Here is a 20211-nt window from a genome sequence, read left to right on the forward strand (position 1 = left end):
TAGCGTGCAGGAAATAAAATGGCAGTAAATGGCAGGGAAGAGTTCAATGCTGGTGTGTTTGAAAATGAGACCATCGACATTGCTCATTATTTGGGAATTATTAAGCGTTACGCATTTCGAATTGTATCATTAGCAATTGCATTTACGATCTTAGTTGCATTGTTAGTCATGCGTATGACGCCCATGTTCACTTCTACTACAACTATTTTAGTAGAGGCAGAAAAGGCGAATGTTGTTTCAATAGAAGAAGTATATGGTCTTGATACAAAGCGTAAGGACTATATGCAAACGCAATTTGAAATACTGCAGTCCCGTCAAATTGCAGAACGCACTGTTGAAAGCTTATCGCTTTATAACAACGAAGAGTTTATGCCAGTTGATGAAGGCCCTAGTCTATTCGATGAACTAAAAGCTAGGGTAGTCGAAGCTTTACCGTTTCTTCCCCAGGAAGAGCCTAAAGATTTAACTGAAGAGCAAATTTTAGCGGCTAAAAAGCGCAAAGCTACTTCACTCTTAATGAGCGCACTTACCGTTGAAATGGTCGATAATACGCAAGTAATGAGAATAACCATTACTACTGAATCACCTACACTTTCAGCGGAACTGGCTAATGCAGTTGCAGACGTTTACATTGAAAACTATCTGCAGGCTAAGCTTGATATGACTGCGAAAGCAACGTCTTTTCTTACAGATAGCTTAGAAGGCCTCAAGCAAAAGCTTACTGTGGCTGAACGCAATCTTGCTAAGTTTTACGAAGAAAATCAGGTCGTTAACATAGATGGTGTGGTGGGCTTAGCGGCCGATGAGCTAGAGCAGCTGAGCAAGCAATTACTCGATGCGCAAACCGCACTTAAGCTCAATGCTGTTATTTATAGACAAACGCGCAACGATGTTTCGTTAGAAGACATAGCGCGTCTTCCTGAAGTACTGAATCACCCTACCATCAGAGATGTTCGACGTGACGAAGCAAAGGCGATGACGCGCGTGAGCGAACTGAGTAAAGTTTATGGCCCAAAGCACCCTAGAATGATTGCTGCGAATGCAGAGCTCTCTTCTATTCGGGAAACACTGAGTAGTCAGATTAGAGATTTGATAACGAGTATTACAACGCAATACGAAGTGTCGGAAGACCGCGTTGTACAGCTAGAGCAAGAAGTCGCGCAAGCGAAAGCTGAGTTCCGTTCACTGTCAGCGTTAGACAACCAGCGGCGAGCTCTGCAGCGTGAAGTTGATATTAATCAGCAGCTTTACAACTCTTTCTTTACTCGTTTGAAGGAAACCGATGAGCTGGGCGGCTTTGAGTCAGCAAATGCCCGAGTACTCGACGCGGCGTTACCCAAATATACGCCTTCCGAGCCTAACAAAAAGCTGTTAATAGGTGCTGCTTTTGTCTTTAGTATGGGCTTTGGCGTTTTCTTGGCCATTGCCATGGAAACCCTCAACAGCGGTATTCGTTCGGTTGAAGATGTTGAGCGTAAACTTGGACAGCGTATGTTGGGTCTTATCCCATGGCTTCCACACAAGAAGAAGACTGACTTACCAATTCGTTCGTTCTTTGATGGTAAAAAGCATCAATTTGCAGAGTCGGTTCGTACCCTGCGAACTAGCCTATCATTATTGAATTTAGATAAAGAGCAGCAGGCCATAATGATTACATCGAGCGTGCCTAAAGAAGGTAAAACTACCGTTTCGATTAATTTAGCGTTTGCCTTGGGGCAGCTGGATAAGACCATACTGATTGATGCCGACTTACGTCGTCCTAGCGTTGGCAAGCAATTTGGCATTCCAAATTACCAGCCCGGTGTTGCGAACTTAATCTTAAAATCACATACTTTTGATGAATGCTTAGTGCAGGATGGAGAATCTAAGATAGATATATTATCCGCAGGAACTATCCCATCAAATCCACAAGAATTGCTAGCTGACAAAGGCTTCGGCGAACTTATCGCCCAGCTCAAGACCCAGTACAAATACGTTGTTGTTGATACTGCACCAACTCAAGCTGTTAGTGACTCTATGGTTATTGCAAACTCATGTGATTCTGTAATTTACGTAGTTCGTGCAGACAGTACCAGTGAGAAGTTAATAAATAATGGTTTGTCTCGATTCCTTCAAGTTGGTCATCGTCTTGATGGGGTAGTGCTAAATCAAGTAGACTTACGTAAATCTGGTGCAGCACAAAGGTATGCTGGATTCTACGACCAATACGGTTATACGAGTCATAAAGACAGCTAACAGTAATTATTGATAGATATACATAGTCATATATTGCCTGGCATCGACGACGGTGCCAGGTCTTTAGATATTGCCTTAGAAATGGCACAGCAAGCTGTTGACTGTGGCGTAAGTCACATGGTTTGCACGCCTCATATCCATAAAGGCTACTTCGACAATTCTCCCAGCACAATAAAGCCTGTATTTGATGAGTTTGTGAAAGCTGTCAAAGCAGCGGCGATTCCCTTAACACTTTCTTATGCAGCTGAAGTGAGAGTGAATGAGCTTATTCCCGTTTGGTTCAAACAAGGGGAGCTACCATTCATCGGTGAACTAAGCGATAAAAAAATACTTCTGCTTGAAATGCCCCATAGCCATGTTCCCCAGGGGCTTGAGACCCTAGTTAAATGGTTATTAAGAAATAACGTTCAACCTCTTATAGCGCATCCAGAACGGAATCGGGAGTTGTTAGCAGAGCCAACTAAATTTAGCTGGCTTCAACGACAAGGGTGTTTATTTCAAGTTACCGCTGGCGCTTTGACAGGGCGATTTGGAGACAACGTTGCACAATTTGCATTAAGTTTAATGCAGCGAAAAGCATTTCATGTCGTTGCCTCTGATACCCATGATTTAGTACGACGGCCTAATGACATGAGAGATGCGTTTGACGTTGTCGCCGCCTTCGATAAGGTCTTCGCTCAAGACGTTTTCATTAACAAGCCTAGTGAAATAATAGGTAAAGCACTTAGGCAAGGTGTTTAATGAAGGCGTTTAATCTCGCTAGCTTTCGCAACCAACAAATTTTTTGTACAGCGCTTAAATGGATCGTAGCGCTTATGGCGTTATGGAGTTTAGTGTGGAGTGTGCAGCTTTTTATTGCGGGTAATGCGCACTATAGCGTAAAGAATAACATTGATATGTGGCAGCAAAGGCCTGAGCGTGCGACTACAGAGAAGATAGAGCGAGCTCTAAATAAAATAGAAACAGCGCTTAGTTATTTCCCGAAAAACGCACTCTACTATCAAGTACAAGGGCAATTATATGAATGGAAAGCATATAGTGTGGGTGAAGCCGGCGTGTCGAGCGACACTCAAACATCAGTTTTTGATTCGAAGAGAAATTTATACCAAGCCTTTATCGCCTACGAAAAGAGTCTAGAGCTAAGACCGAATTGGAGCGGCAGTTGGATAGGACTAGCGTCAGTTAAGTGGAAACAGAGAGAATTAGATAGTGCATTCTATGATTATGTAACGCGTGCCGTTGATGTGGGAGCACAAGATGCCATAGTGCACAAATTTATCGTAGAATATGGCTTAGACATGTTTGCCGCACGCTCAGTGCATTACGTAAAAGTGAAAGATCAATTAAAGCGCCATTTAGATTTAGGAATTCAAAATCCACTTAGCAGAAACTTTGTTTTAGAAGCTATCCAAAAGCATAGCGCAGAGGAAGTAGTGTGTCGTTGGTTGAATACTTCAAGTTACCCTGTCAAAAAGCGTATACCTAATTGCGTGACATACGACTAAAAACGACCGAAATTAACTTTTTCCTTTCAACCAGTCCCAAAGCCCCAGTGAAAATCCTTCGAAAAGGTTTATTCCTAACCAACTTTTGAGGATATAAAGAAGTACCAAACCAAGTATTAACGATACGCAGAAAAAAAGCGCAACAGTTGCTGCCATAGCAATTCTGCCAATTCTACTTTCAGTTCTGGATAAATCTCGTTTATCTGTTCCAGCTAACAGTACGAAATAATAGCGGCTGCGTAGGAGGCTAATGGTGCCCCGGACATCCACTTTATGATTACCCCAACGTCTTCCCGCAAGCGCAGTATTTAAATGAGATAATTGTTCATCAGAGAATGAGTCAGCTACTTTTTTCGGCATACGCTCAAGCATGTGTTGAACGTTGGGCTCTTCTCTAACGGGGCGTTTAATTTTTAAAACCACACTGCGTCCTTTTACGATAAAACGATCGAGAAAAAATTGAGTTAAGCAGTTTATCTATGTGATTGCCTTCCCATAGAAATATCTCTGCTTAGCGCTCCTAATGCTAGAAGAACAATAAATATAGCCGTATTTGCTGGTGCTTGTAGAGGGAAATCCACACTGCTGTGCAAAGCCATGCCGATAGTTGCCATAATACTTGCAAAAGCGGTGCCCCTGGGTAAAGGGTGGCGTCTATTTCGAACGGCGCTAAGTGCATTTATAGTACACAGCAGCACTAGCAGAGCAAGAACAAAGGCACCTACGACACCAAACTCAATGCTAAATTGAAGATATTCGTTGTGTGCGTGATCGTAAAAGTGCTGAATACTTTCACTCTGAAATTGAGGGTAAACGGTGTAAAAAGTTCCACCTCCGGTACCTATTAGTCCGTATTCACCTAATAGGGGGAGTGCGTCTGTTATTACTTCATCTCTACTTTCTTGTGCGAAGTTTGTTTGTTCTAAGCGCTGTTGCACTTGCTTGAGGCCAAAAAGACTACTGACTAACAAAATATCGATAATCAACATGCTGATAAACAAAGTGATATAGCTTTTTTGACGGGGCCTAAAGTAAATCAAGCCGAGCGTGGCTGTAATTGTCATGGCTATAAAAAAAGCGCTATTACCCATTCGAGAACGGGACATGACTAACGCAATCACCATTATAATTATGCCTATTCTAAATAGTACTTTGTTACTTAGCCAAAACTTCACCAGCCTTCGCAGCCTTTCTCGTTTACTGGTGGTGTTGTCTTGATGCAAACTCGTTATCAAATACCCGATTGCTGCACTCAAACAGAGCATTAGAAAATTTGCGTAATGATTCTTGTAAATATAGCTGCCAGTGGCGATGTGCGAAACCGGCTGTTTGAACACCAGGCTGTACTTAATACCTGAAAGTACTTCTAGTGCGCCGTAGATAGCTTGAAATATGCCAGCTGCGCTAATGACTATAAGGGTGTAGCGTAAACGCTTAGCTGAATTGATAAGGGTTAATGCGATGAAAAATAGAAAACAATAGGCAAGAGATTTGAAGAAAGTTACGTCGCTCTGGCCTACATCAAAACTCAAAGATAGCCACTTTGAAGTGACGTTCTCTTGGTTACCCCATTGCTCGCTTAAGAGGTAGCTTACACGCTCAGGTCGTATTGCCTCGATCAGCGCAAAGGGTAGAGGAACAATATTGATAAGCTGCCAAGCAAGAAAAATAACCCAAAGAATAATGAATGTTCGATATTTTGTGTAGAGTTGATGAAGTAGAGAAGTGTTTAGCAGAACCAAGGTGCCGCCAATTGAAAACAGCGACATTTGCATCAGCGCCCAAGCCCACGGGCGGTTTGCGCCCAAGGACAGAGGAAGCCAGAACAAAGTGAATAAAAGAAAACCGAAAAGAAACTTTTCGGTTTTCAGAACATTAACCATAAACAACTACAACAAAAATAGTTAAAGTTTAAGCAGTTACGTTTTGGTTAGTTGGCAGAAATTGTTGTATCACCACCACCTGCACCCGCTGCCCCAGTACCGACACCAAGCGGAGAAAACGTATTGCCCGTTCCACCTGCTGCAGTAGCTGTTAATGTGCTTGGATCCACACCAGCATTAATAACTGCTAGCAGTGCATCGTCTTCACTAATTACCTGCATTTGAAGAGCGATATTGTAGATCTCGCTGGCACTCTCAGGAAACATTAAAACAGTAATCGTTATGATTTGAGATGCTTTATCTGGAAACTGTGTAAATCCAGCGATGGCTAATTCGAACCCTGTGGCATTTTCGTTAAGTAAACCTACTACAGATTCAAATGAATCTTGGTTGTCAGATAAATACGCAGTGCCTGCAGCATCGAAGTAAAGACCTTCATTGATTACAGTCTGACTAACTTGATTTGCGGCGTCTTGTATATTCGCTCCGTTATCAAGTTCATTAACAAGTAACGTTCTTACTTGAGTGCCCGGTGCGCTATTTTCTTGCGCTGAAGAAACAGGCGTTAGCACAATCAATGCAATCAAAAGTAGAGATAAAATAACGTTGCTACGCATAGCTTATCCTTTTAAATAAAACGTCGGGTCAGCGTCTTGCTAACACCATTAGTAATCATTGTATAACAAATAAGCGTGCTAGGTCTTCACTTTGTTATACGACTTTTCGGCTAAGTAACTTAATTTTGCCAAAGCGTAGGCTTTGCGAAATAAAAACCTTGCTGATAAGCAACGTCGAGTTGAGTTAATGTCACTGACTCTGCTTCATTCTCAACAAGCTCAGCAATTACGTTGATATTTAATCCTCGAGCTATGCTCAACAAGCTACTTACAAACAACTGATTATCTTTATCTGTGTGAATATCTTTCGTAAGCTTGCCGGAAATTTTTACAAAATGAGGCTGAATAGCCCTCAACCCTGCAAGTGATGCAAGATTTTCTCCAAAGTGCTCAATTGTTACGCGGCAGCCTAATGTCATTAGAGTCTTGCAAAAAGATATGGTGTCATCTTTATGGTGAATGAGTGCTGAGTCTTCGAATTCGAACACCAACTTAGTGCAAAGTGCCGTGTTTTGGTTCAATTGTGCAACTAGCCAGGTTCTGAAATGGGAATTAGCTAGAGATGCATTTGCAATATTAATGGCCACATCACATTTTGCTTGAGAAAGCTTTTTAAAAACGAGGGTTGCTACCAACTTATCGACCTCTGGAATAAGGTTCAATCGCTCTGAAGCGGGGATTAACTGCGACATTGGTATAACACTGCCGCTTTCTTTGTCTTTGAAGCGTGCGAAAGCCTCAAAATATGAGGGAGTGTTTTCTGCAATACTCATGACAGGTTGTATCAGCATGTCAGCGTACTGTTGCTCCAATATCACATTGAGCCTCTCTCTCCATGCAGTATTACTGTGTATATGAGAGAGTTCTGAAGCAAATTGCCATCCATTAGCTTGTTTAGTTGCAGCCATAAGTGCGCTGTCAGCATTTTCCATAATTTCGGAAAAAGACTGCTTATCGCTAAATTGCGCCACGCCCATCCACACCGAACGATTTCCGTCTTTGAGAGGATTGCAATGTACGAGAGTTTCACTTAGATCTTCGATTTTATTTGAACATTCTCTCTTTGATATTGCTTCAGTGACTAGTGCAAAGTCGGCGCCTGATAGCCTGAATAAGTGTGTAGTCTCAGCCGACTCTTTGGAGAACTGCTTAAGAATGTTGGCAACTGAAGTAACGTAATTGTCGCCCTCTTGGGCACCGAGAGAAGTATTGATAGCGTTGAGGTGCGCTAATCGTATTATAACTAAATAACCTTCATCTGAATGGGCTGTCGAACTTAATAAAGCGTTCATGTGACGAGTGAAGGCACTTCTGTTTTGAACGCCCGTAAGGCTGTCTTCGTACGCTTGCGCCTTGAAGTGTTCTGCTTTTTGGGAAAGTTCTTTAAACATCCCTTCTACAGATGAAGACAGCTTATTCACCGCTTGGGTAATAAATGTAAGCTCTTGGGTAAATGGCTTATAGTTTATTTGAGAAAACTTTTGGTTTTGAATGTCATTAATCTTGTGAACCACAATTCTAAGCGGTTTTGTAATAGCGGTAATTATGAAAAGCAACGCGATGTAGGCTACAACGAACGCGGCAAAAAACATAAAGGCACTTTGTTTGACACTTTCATAAAGCGTTTCATTTGCAAGTCCTGGGTGGCTTTGGACTGTTAGCTCTCCGGCCAAGGTCCAGCCATCGTTTAATTCAGTTCGTTGAACGGGTGGTGTGACTTCTACTAAATTAGTGAACCACGCAGGCACTGAATCTTGAGTATTTGGGTTTTTACGCTCAATCAGTAAATTACCTTCCATGTCAGAGACCGTAATATACTGATAGAAACCCCTGTCAAAAATGGCATTTACCATAGTCTCCGCAACAATTATTCCGTTGGGTTCGCCAATGTAAGGCGTGATGGAAAGGCCTAAAGACGTTGCTGTATCTTGAGCGTGAGTCGCTAGTTGTTCGTTTACATACTCTCGAGTTAGCTTTACATTTATAATGAAAGAGCCAGCAAATACTAAAACCAAAAAAATGGCTAAGCTCGTACTTAATTGGGTAGATAGTCTCATTATTTTTCTTTATCTCCGTACATTACGCGGTCTAGTCGCTCTACCATGTCGTCCCACATTTTCATTGGGCCACTACCTCTCAACTTGCGGCCTGTTCCCATCGCTTTCGCAGCCCACAATCCATTACCATTAAAACTGTAAATAGGGGATAAGTCTCTGCGCTTATTCGCCGGTAAAATTCGCCGATTAATATTGTCTAAAACTAAAGGTACTGAGGTAGGCGTTTCATAATAAGCTAGCACCATGTGAGGTTGACGTAATTCTAATGCCGTTACATACATAAGCCTTAATTGACTCTCTGGTACACCTAGCTCAATGAGTGAGAAATATTTCGCAATGGTGTAGTCTTCGCAGTCGCCTGCGCCAGTGGCAATAAACTCTATAGGGGTGGCCCAGTAGTCCTTTTCGTTCCAGTGAACAAGATCGTCAACAAAATCGAACCGGTTAAAGAAGCGGTTGATAGAATAGAGTTTTTCATCAATCGCCTCTTGTTGTAATTCATCGATCAGTTGTCGCCAATCAGCAACATCTTCGGCAGCGTTACTGCCATATACGTCATTAATGCGCTTATAAACCTGCTCGGTAAAGACCGTTTTTTGTTGAGCAATACCAGACGCGACGACAAATACGCAAGTCATCATAATAACGCCAGCGCGAAAAGCAGTAATTAAACTGCGGAGTTTGACTGGGTTCTTTGTTCGCGTGACGTAGCGTTCTTTTTGGTGCAAGACGTGGATACTTTATGCAATAGATTAAGGCGAATGTAAAAAATGTTTCACTACAACGTTGTACGCTGTCTCACCTGTGATTGCGTTATGATGGCAAACTTGGTGATAACTTGAAAGGTTTTTGCTTAACTGAATTATCTTTTACTCAAAAGTGATCATAATTGGCATAATTCGTGTTTCTTATAAGCTAGGTAAATCATGTACCGCCCTCGAAAGCTTCGATAAGCACTTGCCATTAATTAGCATTGAAGGGCGGAAACCATGTACGAATATCAATTACACCTGATATCATTAGAACTGCTTGTAGTTTTATTACAACGAAAAGGAACTTTCATGAAGTACTCAGCGCGTCCAGCGGTGTTTATAATAAATTCACTTGAAGGCGGCGGCGCTGAACGAGTTATGGTTAAACTATTAACCATAATGGAATCTTATTTCGAGGAAAAAACGATTCCCGTCCATCTTATTCTTTTGGATGATCTCCCTGAATCTCATCAATGCCCGGCGTTCGTCGATAAAACTGTACTGGACTCTCAGGGGAGCCTAGTCGAGGGTTATCGACAGCTAAAGCCTGTTTTGGAAAAGATTGCTCCTGAGTATGTATTCAGTTTCTTAACGCGAAGTAATTTTCTAAACGTCGCGCTTTCTAAGCGTTTAGGGTTCAAATCAATTATTAGTGAAAGGGTTAATACTACCAGCCATCTGTCAGGTGGCTTAAAGGATAGGGTAAGCCGATTACTTGTTAGGTTGCTATATAATAAAGCCGATAGTGTAGTGGCTGTTTCTGAAGGTGTAAAAGCCGATTTAATCCAAAATTATGCAGTGCCGAAAGACAAAGTAGCTGTGTTATATAACCCCTACGATATTGAACAATTGAAGGAACAGGCCGCGGAGAGTGTATTAGACCTCCCTGCTAAACCTTACATTATTGGTGTAGGGCGATTAGTAAAGAACAAGAATTTTTCACTTTTAATCAACGCTTACGCTAAAGCAAATATCTCAGAAAACCTTGTTATTCTGGGAGTAGGTGATGAAGAACTTAAACTGAAAAACCTCGCAGTAGAGCAGGGGGTAGGTGACAAAGTTCATTTCTTGGGGTTTAAATCTAACCCATACCCTTATGTAAGCAGCGCCGAATTTTTTGTTAGCACATCAAATGCAGAGGGTTTTCCCAATGCCATTGTTGAAGCAATGTGCTTAGGGAAAGCCGTAGTCGCTACTAACTGTGAATCAGGTCCCGCTGAAATTCTTGCTGAGAAATATCCTTATCACGTGTCTGGTGCTAGCGAAGAGAAAAACGGTATTCTATGTGAACTCAATAACGTTCAGGGTGTTTGCGGCGCTTTAAAACTGCTCGAAAACGACAGCGTTCGCACTTCCTATGCAGCCAAGAGTAGAAGCTGTGCACAGCAATTCTCTTACCAAGCCTTCCAGGAGAAGGTGGTTGCAATAATAGATAAGGTTTGTAAATAAGCATGTTCGAAGGGTTAAAAGTTGTCGTTGGCCTGATCAGTTTCATTCTGGTGTATCGTACTGTCACTGGCAATTGTAATAAATACCTAGCGTTTGCGATTTGCGCAATATGGCTAAGGTTTTTCTTGGCAGCATTTCATACGATTACTTATCCACCTTTGATCGTGGGCTTTTCCATCAATGCGCTTGGGAGTATTAGTGTCGCTTGCCTAGGCTTGTTAGTGATTCCGACTCCAGTTTTTACACTTAAGAAATTCTTTCCTTTCTTTTTGTTTTTCGTGTGCATCGCTATAAGTGGATTCGTGAATATGAAAATCCCAGGCACTATTAATGTACTTGTGAAATGGTGTTATTTTTTAGTGCTCGCAAGTGCTTTAATTCTATCCGTAAGGGTGCAGGGGCAAAATGCAACCTTCAAGAAGCTTCTCGTCGCCTTTACTATGCCTGTGGCCTTACAGATTCTCTCTGTTGTGTTAGGTCAAGCGAAAGCTACGGAAGCAGATGGTTCGGCGAGTTACATCGGTGGATACAACCATGAGGCCGCTTTCTCAATGATTATCGTCAGCTTCATATTTGTGGTGGGCCTGATAGAAAGAGGTACACTGTCGTTTAGAACGTCTTTGTTTACCCTTTCTGTTTTCTTGCTTGTATTAGTTAACTACAGAACTTCGATTCTCACTATTCTTCCGATTGCAGCTGTGTTTTACTTTACGCTAGCAGAGCAACGGTTAAAGCCTTCGCAGAAAGCTCCTGTGATGATGATAGTTGCGATGGTATTGCTTTCTTCCTTTCTCGCTTTGTCTTTTACCATGAAAGAAAGGTTTGCTGACATCGGCCTCTTACTCAGCAATTTAGACCTCATGCTGAAAGCTCCCATTTATTTTTCAGACGCTGAGCGCGATATCATGTCTGCAAGGGTTTACATTTGGAGCCAATATATAGACGCCTTTAGGAATGCTGATTTACTTAACCAGTTGTTAGGTTTTGGTCCAGATTCTTGGAAAGGTCGATTTAATTTATATGCTCACAATACATTTGTTTCATACATTTATGAATATGGTGTCTTAGGAGTAGGGAGTTTCGTATTTGTATGTATAAGCGTATTACTCAACGCTTTAACACTCAAAGACAGAAAGTTGTCTAAAATTCTTGCGCTTTCTTTTGTCGGTTTCTTAGCAATGAACATGGCTACAATGCCATTGTGGAATATCGAGGGACTGATTTTCTTTGCCATATTAAATGCCGTACTAATTGGCCATAAAAAGAGTAGTAAGAGCAGGCAAGTTTCTACGGACAATCGGGAATTACTCAATGCGAATTGAAAGCAAATCTGATTACAAAATGTATCTCAGTGCAGACTTAGATGCATTGAATATCAAGCCTTCACTTAAAAACAAGTTGACTCACGATATATGGTCTTTTCAAAAGTCCTTGAGAAAGCTGGAATATTATTTGAACTGTAAACATGGTCTGTTAAGTCGAGTGTATACAGTTCTGCTGAGGCTTCGTGTTCGGAAAAAAGGAAGAAAGTTGGGTTTCTCTATACCTCCGAATGCATTTGGTCCTGGTCTCTCAATTGCACATGCGGGAACAATAGTTGTCAATGCAAATGCGCGAATCGGGCGAAACTGTCGTATCCATGTTTGTGTGAATATTGGTGCAGACATTAGAGATGGAAATAAGGCTCCGAATATAGGTGATGATTGCTACATTGGCCCAGGTGCAAAAATTTATGGCGATATTGTTTTGGGCGACAATATAGGTATTGGCGCTAATGCCGTTGTAAACAAAAGCTTCTCGGGTAATGTAACTATTGCAGGTATGCCTGCAAAGGTTATTAGTGAAAATGGACCCAAAAGCTATAGGGATCACAAGAAATGAAAATTGCAGTAGTTGGATTGAGGGGCATCCCTAACATCATGGGCGGGATAGAGTCTCATTGTCAGCAAATCTATCCTAGGATCGCGAAAGAGGATGTTCAAATAACCGTGATTGGCAGAAGCCCATATTTGGAAAGCCGACGCAGTGAATATGAGGGTATATCTGTCATCGGATTGTGGGCTATTCAAAATAAGTTTTTAGAAACGTTTCTGCATACCTTTGTTGCTATTATTTATGCAGCGATTTTTATACGTCCAAATGTTCTTCATATTCATGCTGTTGGACCCGCACTATTTACACCCCTTGCGCGTCTTTTAGGCTTGAAGGTAGTGGTAACTCACCACGGTGCAGACTACGACCGTCAGAAATGGAACGCGATTGCCAAATTCATCCTAAAGTCGGGTGAGAAAATGGCTTGCTTGTTTGCAAATAAGGTCATTGTTGTGGGGCGCTCATTAACCAGTACGCTTAAGATGAAATACCCCAAACAAAAAGACCGTATTACGTTTATTCCCAATGGAACACTTGCGGCTTTCGGGCAAGGATGTACTGAAAAAGACTTGCCTAAAGACTTAGCGATTACTTCTGGAAACTATATTTTAGCCGTCGCAAGGCTAGTACCTGAAAAAGGGCTACACGATTTAGTTGATGCCTACAATAAGTCTGAAACTACCCACAAACTCGTTATTGTGGGTGATGCAGATCACAATGACGACTATTCGAGAAAGATAAAGTCCAAAGCCAGTGAGAAAGTGATTATAGCGGGTAGACGCGGTGGCAGTGAGCTACAGAGTTTGTACAAATTTGCAAGAGTATTTGTTCTTCCCAGCTATCATGAAGGGCATCCGATTGTCGCATTGGAAGCGATAAGCGCGGGTACACAGGTGCTTTTATCTGATATTCAACCCAATTTGGACATTGCACTTCAGGTTGATTGCTATTTTAGAGTAGGTGATGTCAATTCGCTAACCAACAAGTTGAATGAGTTAGACAATTTAAATCTCGAAATCGATCAATCAGCGTTTTTGGCGAGGTACGATTGGGATGCAATTGCAGTCAATACGTTACGACAATATATGAAAGCGACAGGCCGTCTGCAGGCAGCAGGTGGCACCCAATGAGGGCAAAGGAAAAACTGAATATTGTTTATATATTGTCTGAAAAATCTTCTGGTTCTAGTTTTCTGTTTCGTAGTTTAGCTGATGCTTTAAATATAAAGGACTACCCTGAGACTCAGCATTTTGAATCGGAGACACTTTACTGGACGAAAGCTGCGTCAATTTTAGAAATGCCACAGCTAAAAATGTTGGCTAGTTCGGTACCTTACAGCAAGGAAAGAGCACATTCTGATCTAATTAAGTTTCTAGAAAGAAACTTGGGGTCTCTACCACCCTACACCAATGACAAAGAGCTAATTTTTAAAGGATGGTATGAAATCATTCAAAAATTTGGCCCAGTATTTATAGAAAAGTCACCGCATCACCTAATGCAGCAAAGTGTGCTGCAATTGATGAAAGAATTTGAGCACGAGTATGCTGATTTACTCAACTGTCACTATGTTTGTATCGTTCGAAATCCAAAAGATGTTTTCCTATCTCAATTCAGACGCTGGAACGTGGCACTAGACACACTTGAGAATCAGTGGTTGGTTAACTACATGAATTGGTTTAACTTTTCTAAAGATCAGGTTGAACGTTGTAGACTAATAAAATATGAAGACCTTGTTTCTGATCAAGCTGAGATCGTTAGAGCAATTTGTGAAGATTTGGGAGTCGAATCCAAATTTGTGCAAAAAGAAAAATCGAGAAAAAGTAAAGCATCAAAACAATCTTCATTTTTCGGGCACACATTCTCTGATTCCATTTTCCAATTAGCGAGCATGCTGGGCTATTCAAAACATGAGATAGAAGGGCAAGCAAATCTCAAATGGGCGGCATACCATCTTTATACTCGCTACATTTATTCGCCAGCGAAGCGAATATACAACAATATAAGAGGGATCTAATAATGGACTTCAGTGTTGTTATAACCACATACAACAGACCTGATTACTTAGAGCAGTCGCTAAAAAGCGTGTTAGCCCAACATGTACAACCCAAAGAGATCATTGTTGTAGATGACAATTCGGCGACTAGCTATGACGATGTATTGTCTAAATTTGATGACACTAGAATACATTACCTGAAACAGCCGGTGTCCGGGGGGGCAAATGTAGCTAGAAATCGAGGTGTAAAAGAATCAAGTGGGGATATTGTCGCTTTTCTTGATGATGATGACATATGGTTACCGATTTACTTAGATCACCATCAAGAGAAGTATCTTGATGGTGCAGATGCTGTGGTGTCAGGTTTTAGACATCTAGGGCATGAATCAAAAATTAGAATAAATTCTGACACAGTGGTGTCTAAAACCTCACTTATTCGAGGTAATCACTATTGTGGTATGAGCGGCTTTAGCGCAAAACGTGATTTGCTGATTGATATGCCATTTGATGAGTCACTCAATAATGGACAAGACTGGGACATGTACGTTCGTTTATTTGAGCGTGGTGTGTCTTTCATCAATATCAACATTCCCATATTCCTATATCGCTTTCAAAACGAAGATGGCATTGGGGCGAAAGTCCGCAAAATGAAACCAAGTGATATCGAGAAGCGTCTAGGCTCAGCAAGAAAGCATAGGCAGTTTCTAGGTGAATATTGGTTCAAAAAACGAATTTGTGAGCAGGTACTATTTTCTCTTAAACACAAAAAGACAAAATTGGCGTGGATTAAAAAGGCTATCGAAATTGCAGGAGTAAGAGCGACATTCATGTTCTTCCTCAATGCAGTAAAAAGAAAGTTATCAAGTAAGTCCTCAGTGATTTAAAGAAGCCTTCTTATAAAGGTAATTTAGTTCAAGGAAATATGAATTATTATGTGTGCAGCCTTAACAGTCTCAGTAATCATTCCGGTTTGGAATGACAGTCGACGAATATTGAAATGCATTGATGCATTAAAAAAACAAACGATTCCTGCTGACCAATTTGAGGTAATAGTCGTGGACAACGGGTCATTTGACAATACGTTTGAGGTTATTTCGGGTATTGAGGGTATCACTGCAGTTCAAGAAACTCGCACGGGTTCTTATGCAGCTAGAAACAAAGGTTTGAGTATTGCAAAAGGGGAGTTTGTCGCATTTACTGATTCTGATTGTGTTCCTGAGCCTTCTTGGTTAGAGAAACTAATCGAGAGCGCGCGCTCCAATCCAGGTTTTGGTGTTATTGCTGGAGATATGAGCTTTTTCATTGATGAAGAACAAAATGCAGAGCGCTATGCTTTGGATTACGAGTCTTTCTTTTCGATGAAACAAGAACAATATGCAAAAGAAGGGGCGTGTATCACTGCCAATTGGTTATCCGCAAAGCAGGTTTTGGAACAACATGGTTGTTTCGATGCAAATTTAAAGTCGGGCGGTGATCATGAAATGTCTAAACGCTTATCTCGAAATGGTTTTCCTGTTGTATTTTGCAAAGAGGCAATAGTAAATCATCCGGCTAGAAGTTTTGATGAAATATTGAAGAAGCGCCGACGAGTCATTGGCGGTGCCTGGGATAAAAATTCGTCAAAATTAAAACCTATTTTAATGTATTGGCGAGCGTCTAAGCTCTTCATCAGACGTATTTTGACTACATTATTTGGAACTAAAGCCACTATTCAGAAAAAATTCTCTGTTATGAAAGTTGTCATTGCAATTTTTGTTGTCTCACTTGCAGAAATTACCCGTTTGATGGTGGGTAATACAAGCTCAAGAAGTTAATTAGGAATATTCAGTGAGTAGATTGGTAAAGGCTACTTCATGGACGACACTTGCAACTGTCGTCAACCTTGGGCTGACAATGCTTCAACTAGCAATTCTAGTACGCGTTTTGTCACCAAGTATTTTTGGGCAGTTTGCAGTTGTAAACCTCATTTTAGAAATTTTTGTCGCGTTTGCGTTAGGTGGCATCTCAAACTTTCTAATATATAAAAAAAATGCAGACCAAGAAACTTCCAACGCAATCTACTATTTAGCGTTGATCATTGGTGTCGTTTGCAGCACATTACTTTTTTTTCTCGCCCCGATTCTAGCTAATCTTCTCGGTTACGATGCCATAGTGCAGGAACTTAAATTAGCAACGTTGTTACTAGTCGTTTCATCTCTATCTTCGCAATATCAAGCATTAGGAATGAAAAACTTTAAGCATCAACAGGTAGCACAAATCGATATAGTAGCGAAAATAGGCTCGTTTGCATTTGCAATAAGCTTTACGCATCTAGAGCTGCTTTGCCTTGTAGGTGCAGTGGTGATTTACCAGCTTCTTAGGTTAATTGGTTTTATGCTGTGCTTAGGAAAATATGTAAATCTTTCCACCAGAGTAAATACATCGATATACAAAGAAGCATTTAATTATGGCATTTTTGATTTTGGTTCTCAGGCACTCAACATCCTGAGAAGACAACTCGATGTTATAATTCTTGCAGTTACATTGCCAAGCAACGAAATGGGTATTTACCATGTTATAAAGCAGCTAGCCAGTCGACCTGCTCAAGCGTTTCAGCCCATAATCGGAAAAGTAGCACTACCTGCTTTTGCAGAAGTCAAAGACGATCAGTCGCGCTTTGAACGAGTTTACAAAGATTTTTTTATTTTGCAGCTGTTTGTTTTGGCATGCATCTACATGCCCGTCATAATAACTTCTGATTTGGTCACAACGTTATTTTTTGGTGAATCTTATGCCAAGCATAGTTGGATACTATCTCTTCTTGCAACATTCTGGTTTGTTCGTGTAGCCAGCTCGAACTTAGTTGGCCCTTTAGTACAAGCGACTGGTCATACTAAACGAAACTTCTTTTGGAATGTGGCCGTTTTACTGCCCAATGCCCTAGTAATTTACTTGTCTTCTCAATTTGGTGTACTTGCACTTGTGTCGGCTATGGCTTTGTTTCAGTTAACTTTGTTTCCTATAGTTAATTACTATTTCATCCAATATATCACCAAAGTGGATTTCAGTTTTTCTCTTAAGAATGTGTTTATTGTCGTGTTGTTTTTTGTATTGCCTCTTTGTGCATTGAAATATTTAGTGTTCCCTTTCTTGCCCAACATCTTTTTGTTGAAAGAGGTTGCTGTAGCTTTGTTCACACTCGCTTTGGCTACACTATTGTTGTTTTTCTTTAAAGAGTTAAAAGGCTCTCTCAAAAGAGTAAAAGGATTTTAAATGTCAGCTTCTAAAAAGGTTTACTTTTTCGTACGAACATTCCCTGTATTATCACAAACGTTCGTACTAAATCAGGTAAAAGACCTCAAAAGTAGAGGTATGGATGTACATGTGTTAGCTGTTAACCCAATCAATGATGATTCGTCTGTTTTGACTTCAATCTTTGGTTCAGAGGCTAAAAACAAAGTCACGTCGATTTTACCAAAGCCGCATTCGAGAAAGTCATGGCTTTTAATGATATTAGGCGTTTTTTACTGTGTGATGGCTAAACCAAGAAGGGAAGTGCTTGGATTAGCAATAAGGTTGGTTAAAAAGAAAAATTTCTTTCTTGCGAAAGATTTGTTGTGTTTAGCGTGGTTCTTGAGAAAAAGAAAAATTGAGATGGATAATTGCATAGCACACTTTGGTAGCAATGGAGTGGTGCTTGATTATCTTCGTAACGCTAATCTTATTGACTGTGAAAACTTATTCACAGTTTTTCACGGATATGAAATAAGTCGATATGACCAACTAAATATTTGGGGTGAAGAATACGGTAAGCTTGGAGGTACACTGTTACCTATAAGCAGACACTGGGAAGAGTCATTGATTGCTTTTGGTGCTCAAAAAGAAAATATTAAGGTCATTCATATGGGCGTGGATGTTGATAAGTTTTCTTTTATAGACAAAAGCATAAAACCTCCATTGCAAGTTCTCTCTGTTGCCAGGGCTACAGAAAAAAAAGGGTTGAAATATGCTATACAAGCTGTTCTTGAAGCGGATATACAGTGTCAATTTACTTTAATCGGAGACGGGAAGCTTTTACCAAATTTGCGAAAAATAGTAGATGAGCATGAAAATAAAGACCGAATTACGTTTCTCGGGGCTTGTTCTCCTGAACGTGTGGCTCAGGAGTTGAAACAAACCGATTTATTCTTACTTCCATCTGTTCGAGATGCCTCAGGTGATAAAGAGGGGATACCTGTTTCGCTTATGGAAGCAATGGCCAGTGGAGTTATTGTATTGTCTACGTTTCACAGTGGTATACCTGAGCTCATTGAAGACGGTAAAACTGGCTTTTTGGTACCAGAACGTGATGCAAATGCGATTAAAAGTAGAATGCAAGATATCGTAGTTCACAACTCACTCTCTTCCATTCGAGTTGCAGCTCGCGCAAAAGTCGAAACTGAATTTAATGCATCGACGTTGAGCAATCAACTACTCTCGATATTAACAAATTAAAACGGATTTCAAACGAATGAAAATATTGATTATTGGTAACCATTCTTGTGGAAACAGAGGTGATGGCGCAATCATAAGAGGATTAATTGAGGAGCTAGAGCAGCAGTTACCGAGTATCGGACTTGATTTGGTGTCGAGGTTTCCCGTAAGTTCTGAAATATTACTTTCGAGGCCTTTCAAGAATGACTGGTTGTATAAATATCAGCCATACAAAGGTGGCTTAAAATCAAAAATTAAGAACAAAATTCAAAAGCCTATTCTGTTGGAGAGATTATTATCATCTGCAAAAACCGGCGATATACATAAAAGTCTCCCCATTGAGTTCAAAAGCTACATAAACGAACTCAAAGGCTACGACTATGTTATTCAGGTAGGGGGCTCGTTCTTTGTTGATTTATATGGGGTTGGACAATTTCATCACGCTTTATGTGCGCTTGCTGCGCAGGTACCCCTACTGATCTTAGGTCACTCAGTTGGGCCTTTTGAAGATAAAAAGTTTTGTGAAATTTCCGAGCTCGTCTTTCATCGCGCAAAAATATTTGGGCTCAGAGAATCAGTAAGTAAAGGGCTATTAGAAGAGAGGTTTGCTTTACCGAAAAGTTATGTCAAAGGTGCGGATACTGCATGGTTAGTAAATAACAACAATGTAGATATCGAGAATAAAGCGCTACTAGATTTTATCGCCGGCGGAAAAACTGTAGCGATTACATTAAGAGAGCTAAAACCTTTTGATAAACGGCTAGGCGTGAGCCAGGAAGATTATGAGCGGAGCTTTGCAGAGCTTTGCAACGAACTGATTGAAGACGGATACCAAGTGCTTGCGTGTTCAACCTGTACCGGAATAGAAGGATATCAGAAAGATGATCGAATGGTCGCTTATAAACTAAGTAAGCACATTCGTGATGTTTCAAAATACAAGGTTGTTATGGATGAGCTAAACGATGTTGAGTTGGGTACTCTGCTTAGTCACTGTGAGCTAACCATTGGTACACGCTTGCATAGCGCTATAATTTCAATGAATTTTGGAACACCAGCATTTGCGTTAAACTACGAACACAAGTCCGAAGGCATTATGAATCAACTAGGCTTACCTTCTTTTGGTGCACCATTGTCTGAACTTTTAAACGGGCAACTCGTTTGTAAAGTGAAGGAATGTATTTCGAATATTGACGAAGCGCGAGAAAAGGTACGTGTTGCAGTCGTAGCCGAAAAAGGTAGAGCTAAAGACATGATAAAAGTAGTCACTCAATAAGAGAGTGTCTGCTTTTTTTACATTAATTTTTCTGGGATAAGGCAAAGCTTTGTAATATATGGTCTTTTTGGTTGTGGCGTAATTTTTGCTTTAACGTGTTGTATACGCTGTATTTGACCTCAT

18 protein-coding genes are annotated in these 20211 nt (G+C 40.8%); 13 read left to right on the forward strand and 5 right to left on the reverse strand.

The genetic code is table 11. The features are described 5' to 3' along the window. The first annotated feature begins 18 nt into the window (after window positions 1-18). From F0261_RS12510 to F0261_RS12520, 3 genes are read left to right on the forward strand one after another with little or no spacing between them, the layout of a single operon-like run. Window positions 19-2235, forward strand: a complete 2217-nt coding sequence (locus tag F0261_RS12510) for a polysaccharide biosynthesis tyrosine autokinase (protein ID WP_171338115.1) — start codon at window positions 19-21, stop codon at window positions 2233-2235. Window positions 2236-2244: 9 nt separating this feature from the next. After that, entirely contained in the window at window positions 2245-2976 is a 732-nt protein-coding gene (locus tag F0261_RS12515; RefSeq protein WP_171338116.1) for a tyrosine-protein phosphatase, read from the forward strand. Further along, complete coding sequence (locus tag F0261_RS12520) at window positions 2976-3740, forward strand: VpsP family polysaccharide biosynthesis protein (RefSeq protein ID WP_171338117.1); 765 nt, start codon at window positions 2976-2978, stop codon at window positions 3738-3740. The genes F0261_RS12515 and F0261_RS12520 overlap by 1 nt, the downstream gene beginning before the upstream one ends. A gap of 12 nt (window positions 3741-3752) precedes the next feature. Here F0261_RS12520 and F0261_RS12525 read toward each other — a convergent pair whose 3' ends face one another. The 5 genes from F0261_RS12525 to F0261_RS12545 all read right to left on the reverse strand — a co-directional run bounded on the left by F0261_RS12525 (window position 3753) and on the right by F0261_RS12545 (window position 9025). Continuing rightward, the gene (locus tag F0261_RS12525; protein ID WP_014976227.1) at window positions 3753-4163 is read right to left on the reverse strand and encodes a hypothetical protein; all 411 of its coding nucleotides are present in this window, start codon (window positions 4161-4163) and stop codon (window positions 3753-3755) included. Window positions 4164-4213: 50 nt separating this feature from the next. Beyond that, window positions 4214-5623 carry an O-antigen ligase gene (locus F0261_RS12530; protein WP_171338118.1) on the reverse strand — a complete coding sequence of 470 codons (1410 nt, stop codon included), beginning with the start codon at window positions 5621-5623 and terminating at the stop codon, window positions 4214-4216. A 47-nt stretch (window positions 5624-5670) separates the two neighbouring features. Then, window positions 5671-6240, reverse strand: coding sequence for a hypothetical protein (locus F0261_RS12535; RefSeq protein ID WP_171338119.1), 570 nt, complete (start codon window positions 6238-6240; stop codon window positions 5671-5673). Window positions 6241-6359: 119 nt separating this feature from the next. Further along, window positions 6360-8297 (reverse strand): EAL domain-containing protein, encoded by a 1938-nt coding sequence (locus F0261_RS12540; protein WP_171338120.1) that lies wholly within the window; start codon window positions 8295-8297, stop codon window positions 6360-6362. Further along, a complete protein-coding gene (locus tag F0261_RS12545; protein ID WP_171338121.1) occupies window positions 8297-9025 on the reverse strand; it encodes a transglutaminase-like cysteine peptidase in 729 nt (242 codons plus the stop codon). The genes F0261_RS12540 and F0261_RS12545 overlap by 1 nt, the downstream gene beginning before the upstream one ends. Window positions 9026-9358: 333 nt before the next feature. On the opposite strand from F0261_RS12545, the gene F0261_RS12550 reads away from it, so the two are divergent. Genes F0261_RS12550 through wcaK form a run of 10 tightly spaced genes read left to right on the forward strand, consistent with a single transcriptional unit; the run spans window position 9359 to window position 20088 of the window. After that, complete coding sequence (locus F0261_RS12550; protein WP_171338122.1) at window positions 9359-10498, forward strand: glycosyltransferase; 1140 nt, start codon at window positions 9359-9361, stop codon at window positions 10496-10498. Between the two features lie 2 nt (window positions 10499-10500). Next, window positions 10501-11820, forward strand: coding sequence for an O-antigen ligase (locus tag F0261_RS12555; protein ID WP_171338123.1), 1320 nt, complete (start codon window positions 10501-10503; stop codon window positions 11818-11820). Next, window positions 11810-12379 (forward strand): serine O-acetyltransferase, encoded by a 570-nt coding sequence (locus F0261_RS12560; RefSeq protein ID WP_039230052.1) that lies wholly within the window; start codon window positions 11810-11812, stop codon window positions 12377-12379. The genes F0261_RS12555 and F0261_RS12560 overlap by 11 nt, the downstream gene beginning before the upstream one ends. After that, window positions 12376-13500, forward strand: a complete 1125-nt coding sequence (locus F0261_RS12565) for a glycosyltransferase family 4 protein (protein WP_171338124.1) — start codon at window positions 12376-12378, stop codon at window positions 13498-13500. Before F0261_RS12560 ends, F0261_RS12565 begins: the two co-directional genes overlap by 4 nt. After that, window positions 13497-14384 carry a sulfotransferase gene (locus F0261_RS12570; RefSeq protein WP_171338125.1) on the forward strand — a complete coding sequence of 296 codons (888 nt, stop codon included), beginning with the start codon at window positions 13497-13499 and terminating at the stop codon, window positions 14382-14384. The genes F0261_RS12565 and F0261_RS12570 overlap by 4 nt, the downstream gene beginning before the upstream one ends. Before the next feature lie 2 nt (window positions 14385-14386). Continuing rightward, window positions 14387-15247 carry a glycosyltransferase family 2 protein gene (locus F0261_RS12575; protein ID WP_171338126.1) on the forward strand — a complete coding sequence of 287 codons (861 nt, stop codon included), beginning with the start codon at window positions 14387-14389 and terminating at the stop codon, window positions 15245-15247. Window positions 15248-15295: 48 nt separating this feature from the next. Beyond that, window positions 15296-16177, forward strand: a complete 882-nt coding sequence (locus tag F0261_RS12580; protein ID WP_171338127.1) for a glycosyltransferase family 2 protein — start codon at window positions 15296-15298, stop codon at window positions 16175-16177. A 13-nt stretch (window positions 16178-16190) separates the two neighbouring features. After that, complete coding sequence (locus F0261_RS12585) at window positions 16191-17615, forward strand: oligosaccharide flippase family protein (RefSeq protein ID WP_171338128.1); 1425 nt, start codon at window positions 16191-16193, stop codon at window positions 17613-17615. Beyond that, entirely contained in the window at window positions 17616-18836 is a 1221-nt protein-coding gene (locus F0261_RS12590; RefSeq protein ID WP_171338129.1) for a glycosyltransferase, read from the forward strand. A gap of 16 nt (window positions 18837-18852) precedes the next feature. Continuing rightward, complete coding sequence (gene wcaK / locus F0261_RS12595) at window positions 18853-20088, forward strand: colanic acid biosynthesis pyruvyl transferase WcaK (protein WP_171338130.1); 1236 nt, start codon at window positions 18853-18855, stop codon at window positions 20086-20088. Window positions 20089-20211 lie beyond the last annotated feature (123 nt).

It is taken from the genome of Alteromonas sp. 07-89-2 (genome assembly GCF_013113925.1).
GTDB classification, from domain to species: domain Bacteria; phylum Pseudomonadota; class Gammaproteobacteria; order Enterobacterales; family Alteromonadaceae; genus Alteromonas; species Alteromonas macleodii.

What these genes read in the sequence shown, in the direction of transcription:
- F0261_RS12510 (WP_171338115.1), top strand. Translation starts at nt 19, where the DNA reads ATGGCAGTAAATGGCAGGGAAGAGTTCAATGCTGGTGTGTTTGAAAAT.
- F0261_RS12530 (WP_171338118.1), bottom strand. Translation starts at nt 5,623, where the DNA reads ATGGTTAATGTTCTGAAAACCGAAAAGTTTCTTTTCGGTTTTCTTTTA.
- F0261_RS12520 (WP_171338117.1), top strand. Translation starts at nt 2,976, where the DNA reads ATGAAGGCGTTTAATCTCGCTAGCTTTCGCAACCAACAAATTTTTTGT.
- F0261_RS12550 (WP_171338122.1), top strand. Translation starts at nt 9,359, where the DNA reads ATGAAGTACTCAGCGCGTCCAGCGGTGTTTATAATAAATTCACTTGAA.
- F0261_RS12540 (WP_171338120.1), bottom strand. Translation starts at nt 8,297, where the DNA reads ATGAGACTATCTACCCAATTAAGTACGAGCTTAGCCATTTTTTTGGTT.
- F0261_RS12580 (WP_171338127.1), top strand. Translation starts at nt 15,296, where the DNA reads ATGTGTGCAGCCTTAACAGTCTCAGTAATCATTCCGGTTTGGAATGAC.
- wcaK (WP_171338130.1), top strand. Translation starts at nt 18,853, where the DNA reads ATGAAAATATTGATTATTGGTAACCATTCTTGTGGAAACAGAGGTGAT.
- F0261_RS12555 (WP_171338123.1), top strand. Translation starts at nt 10,501, where the DNA reads ATGTTCGAAGGGTTAAAAGTTGTCGTTGGCCTGATCAGTTTCATTCTG.
- F0261_RS12575 (WP_171338126.1), top strand. Translation starts at nt 14,387, where the DNA reads ATGGACTTCAGTGTTGTTATAACCACATACAACAGACCTGATTACTTA.
- F0261_RS12560 (WP_039230052.1), top strand. Translation starts at nt 11,810, where the DNA reads ATGCGAATTGAAAGCAAATCTGATTACAAAATGTATCTCAGTGCAGAC.
- F0261_RS12570 (WP_171338125.1), top strand. Translation starts at nt 13,497, where the DNA reads ATGAGGGCAAAGGAAAAACTGAATATTGTTTATATATTGTCTGAAAAA.
- F0261_RS12565 (WP_171338124.1), top strand. Translation starts at nt 12,376, where the DNA reads ATGAAAATTGCAGTAGTTGGATTGAGGGGCATCCCTAACATCATGGGC.
- F0261_RS12535 (WP_171338119.1), bottom strand. Translation starts at nt 6,240, where the DNA reads ATGCGTAGCAACGTTATTTTATCTCTACTTTTGATTGCATTGATTGTG.
- F0261_RS12590 (WP_171338129.1), top strand. Translation starts at nt 17,616, where the DNA reads ATGTCAGCTTCTAAAAAGGTTTACTTTTTCGTACGAACATTCCCTGTA.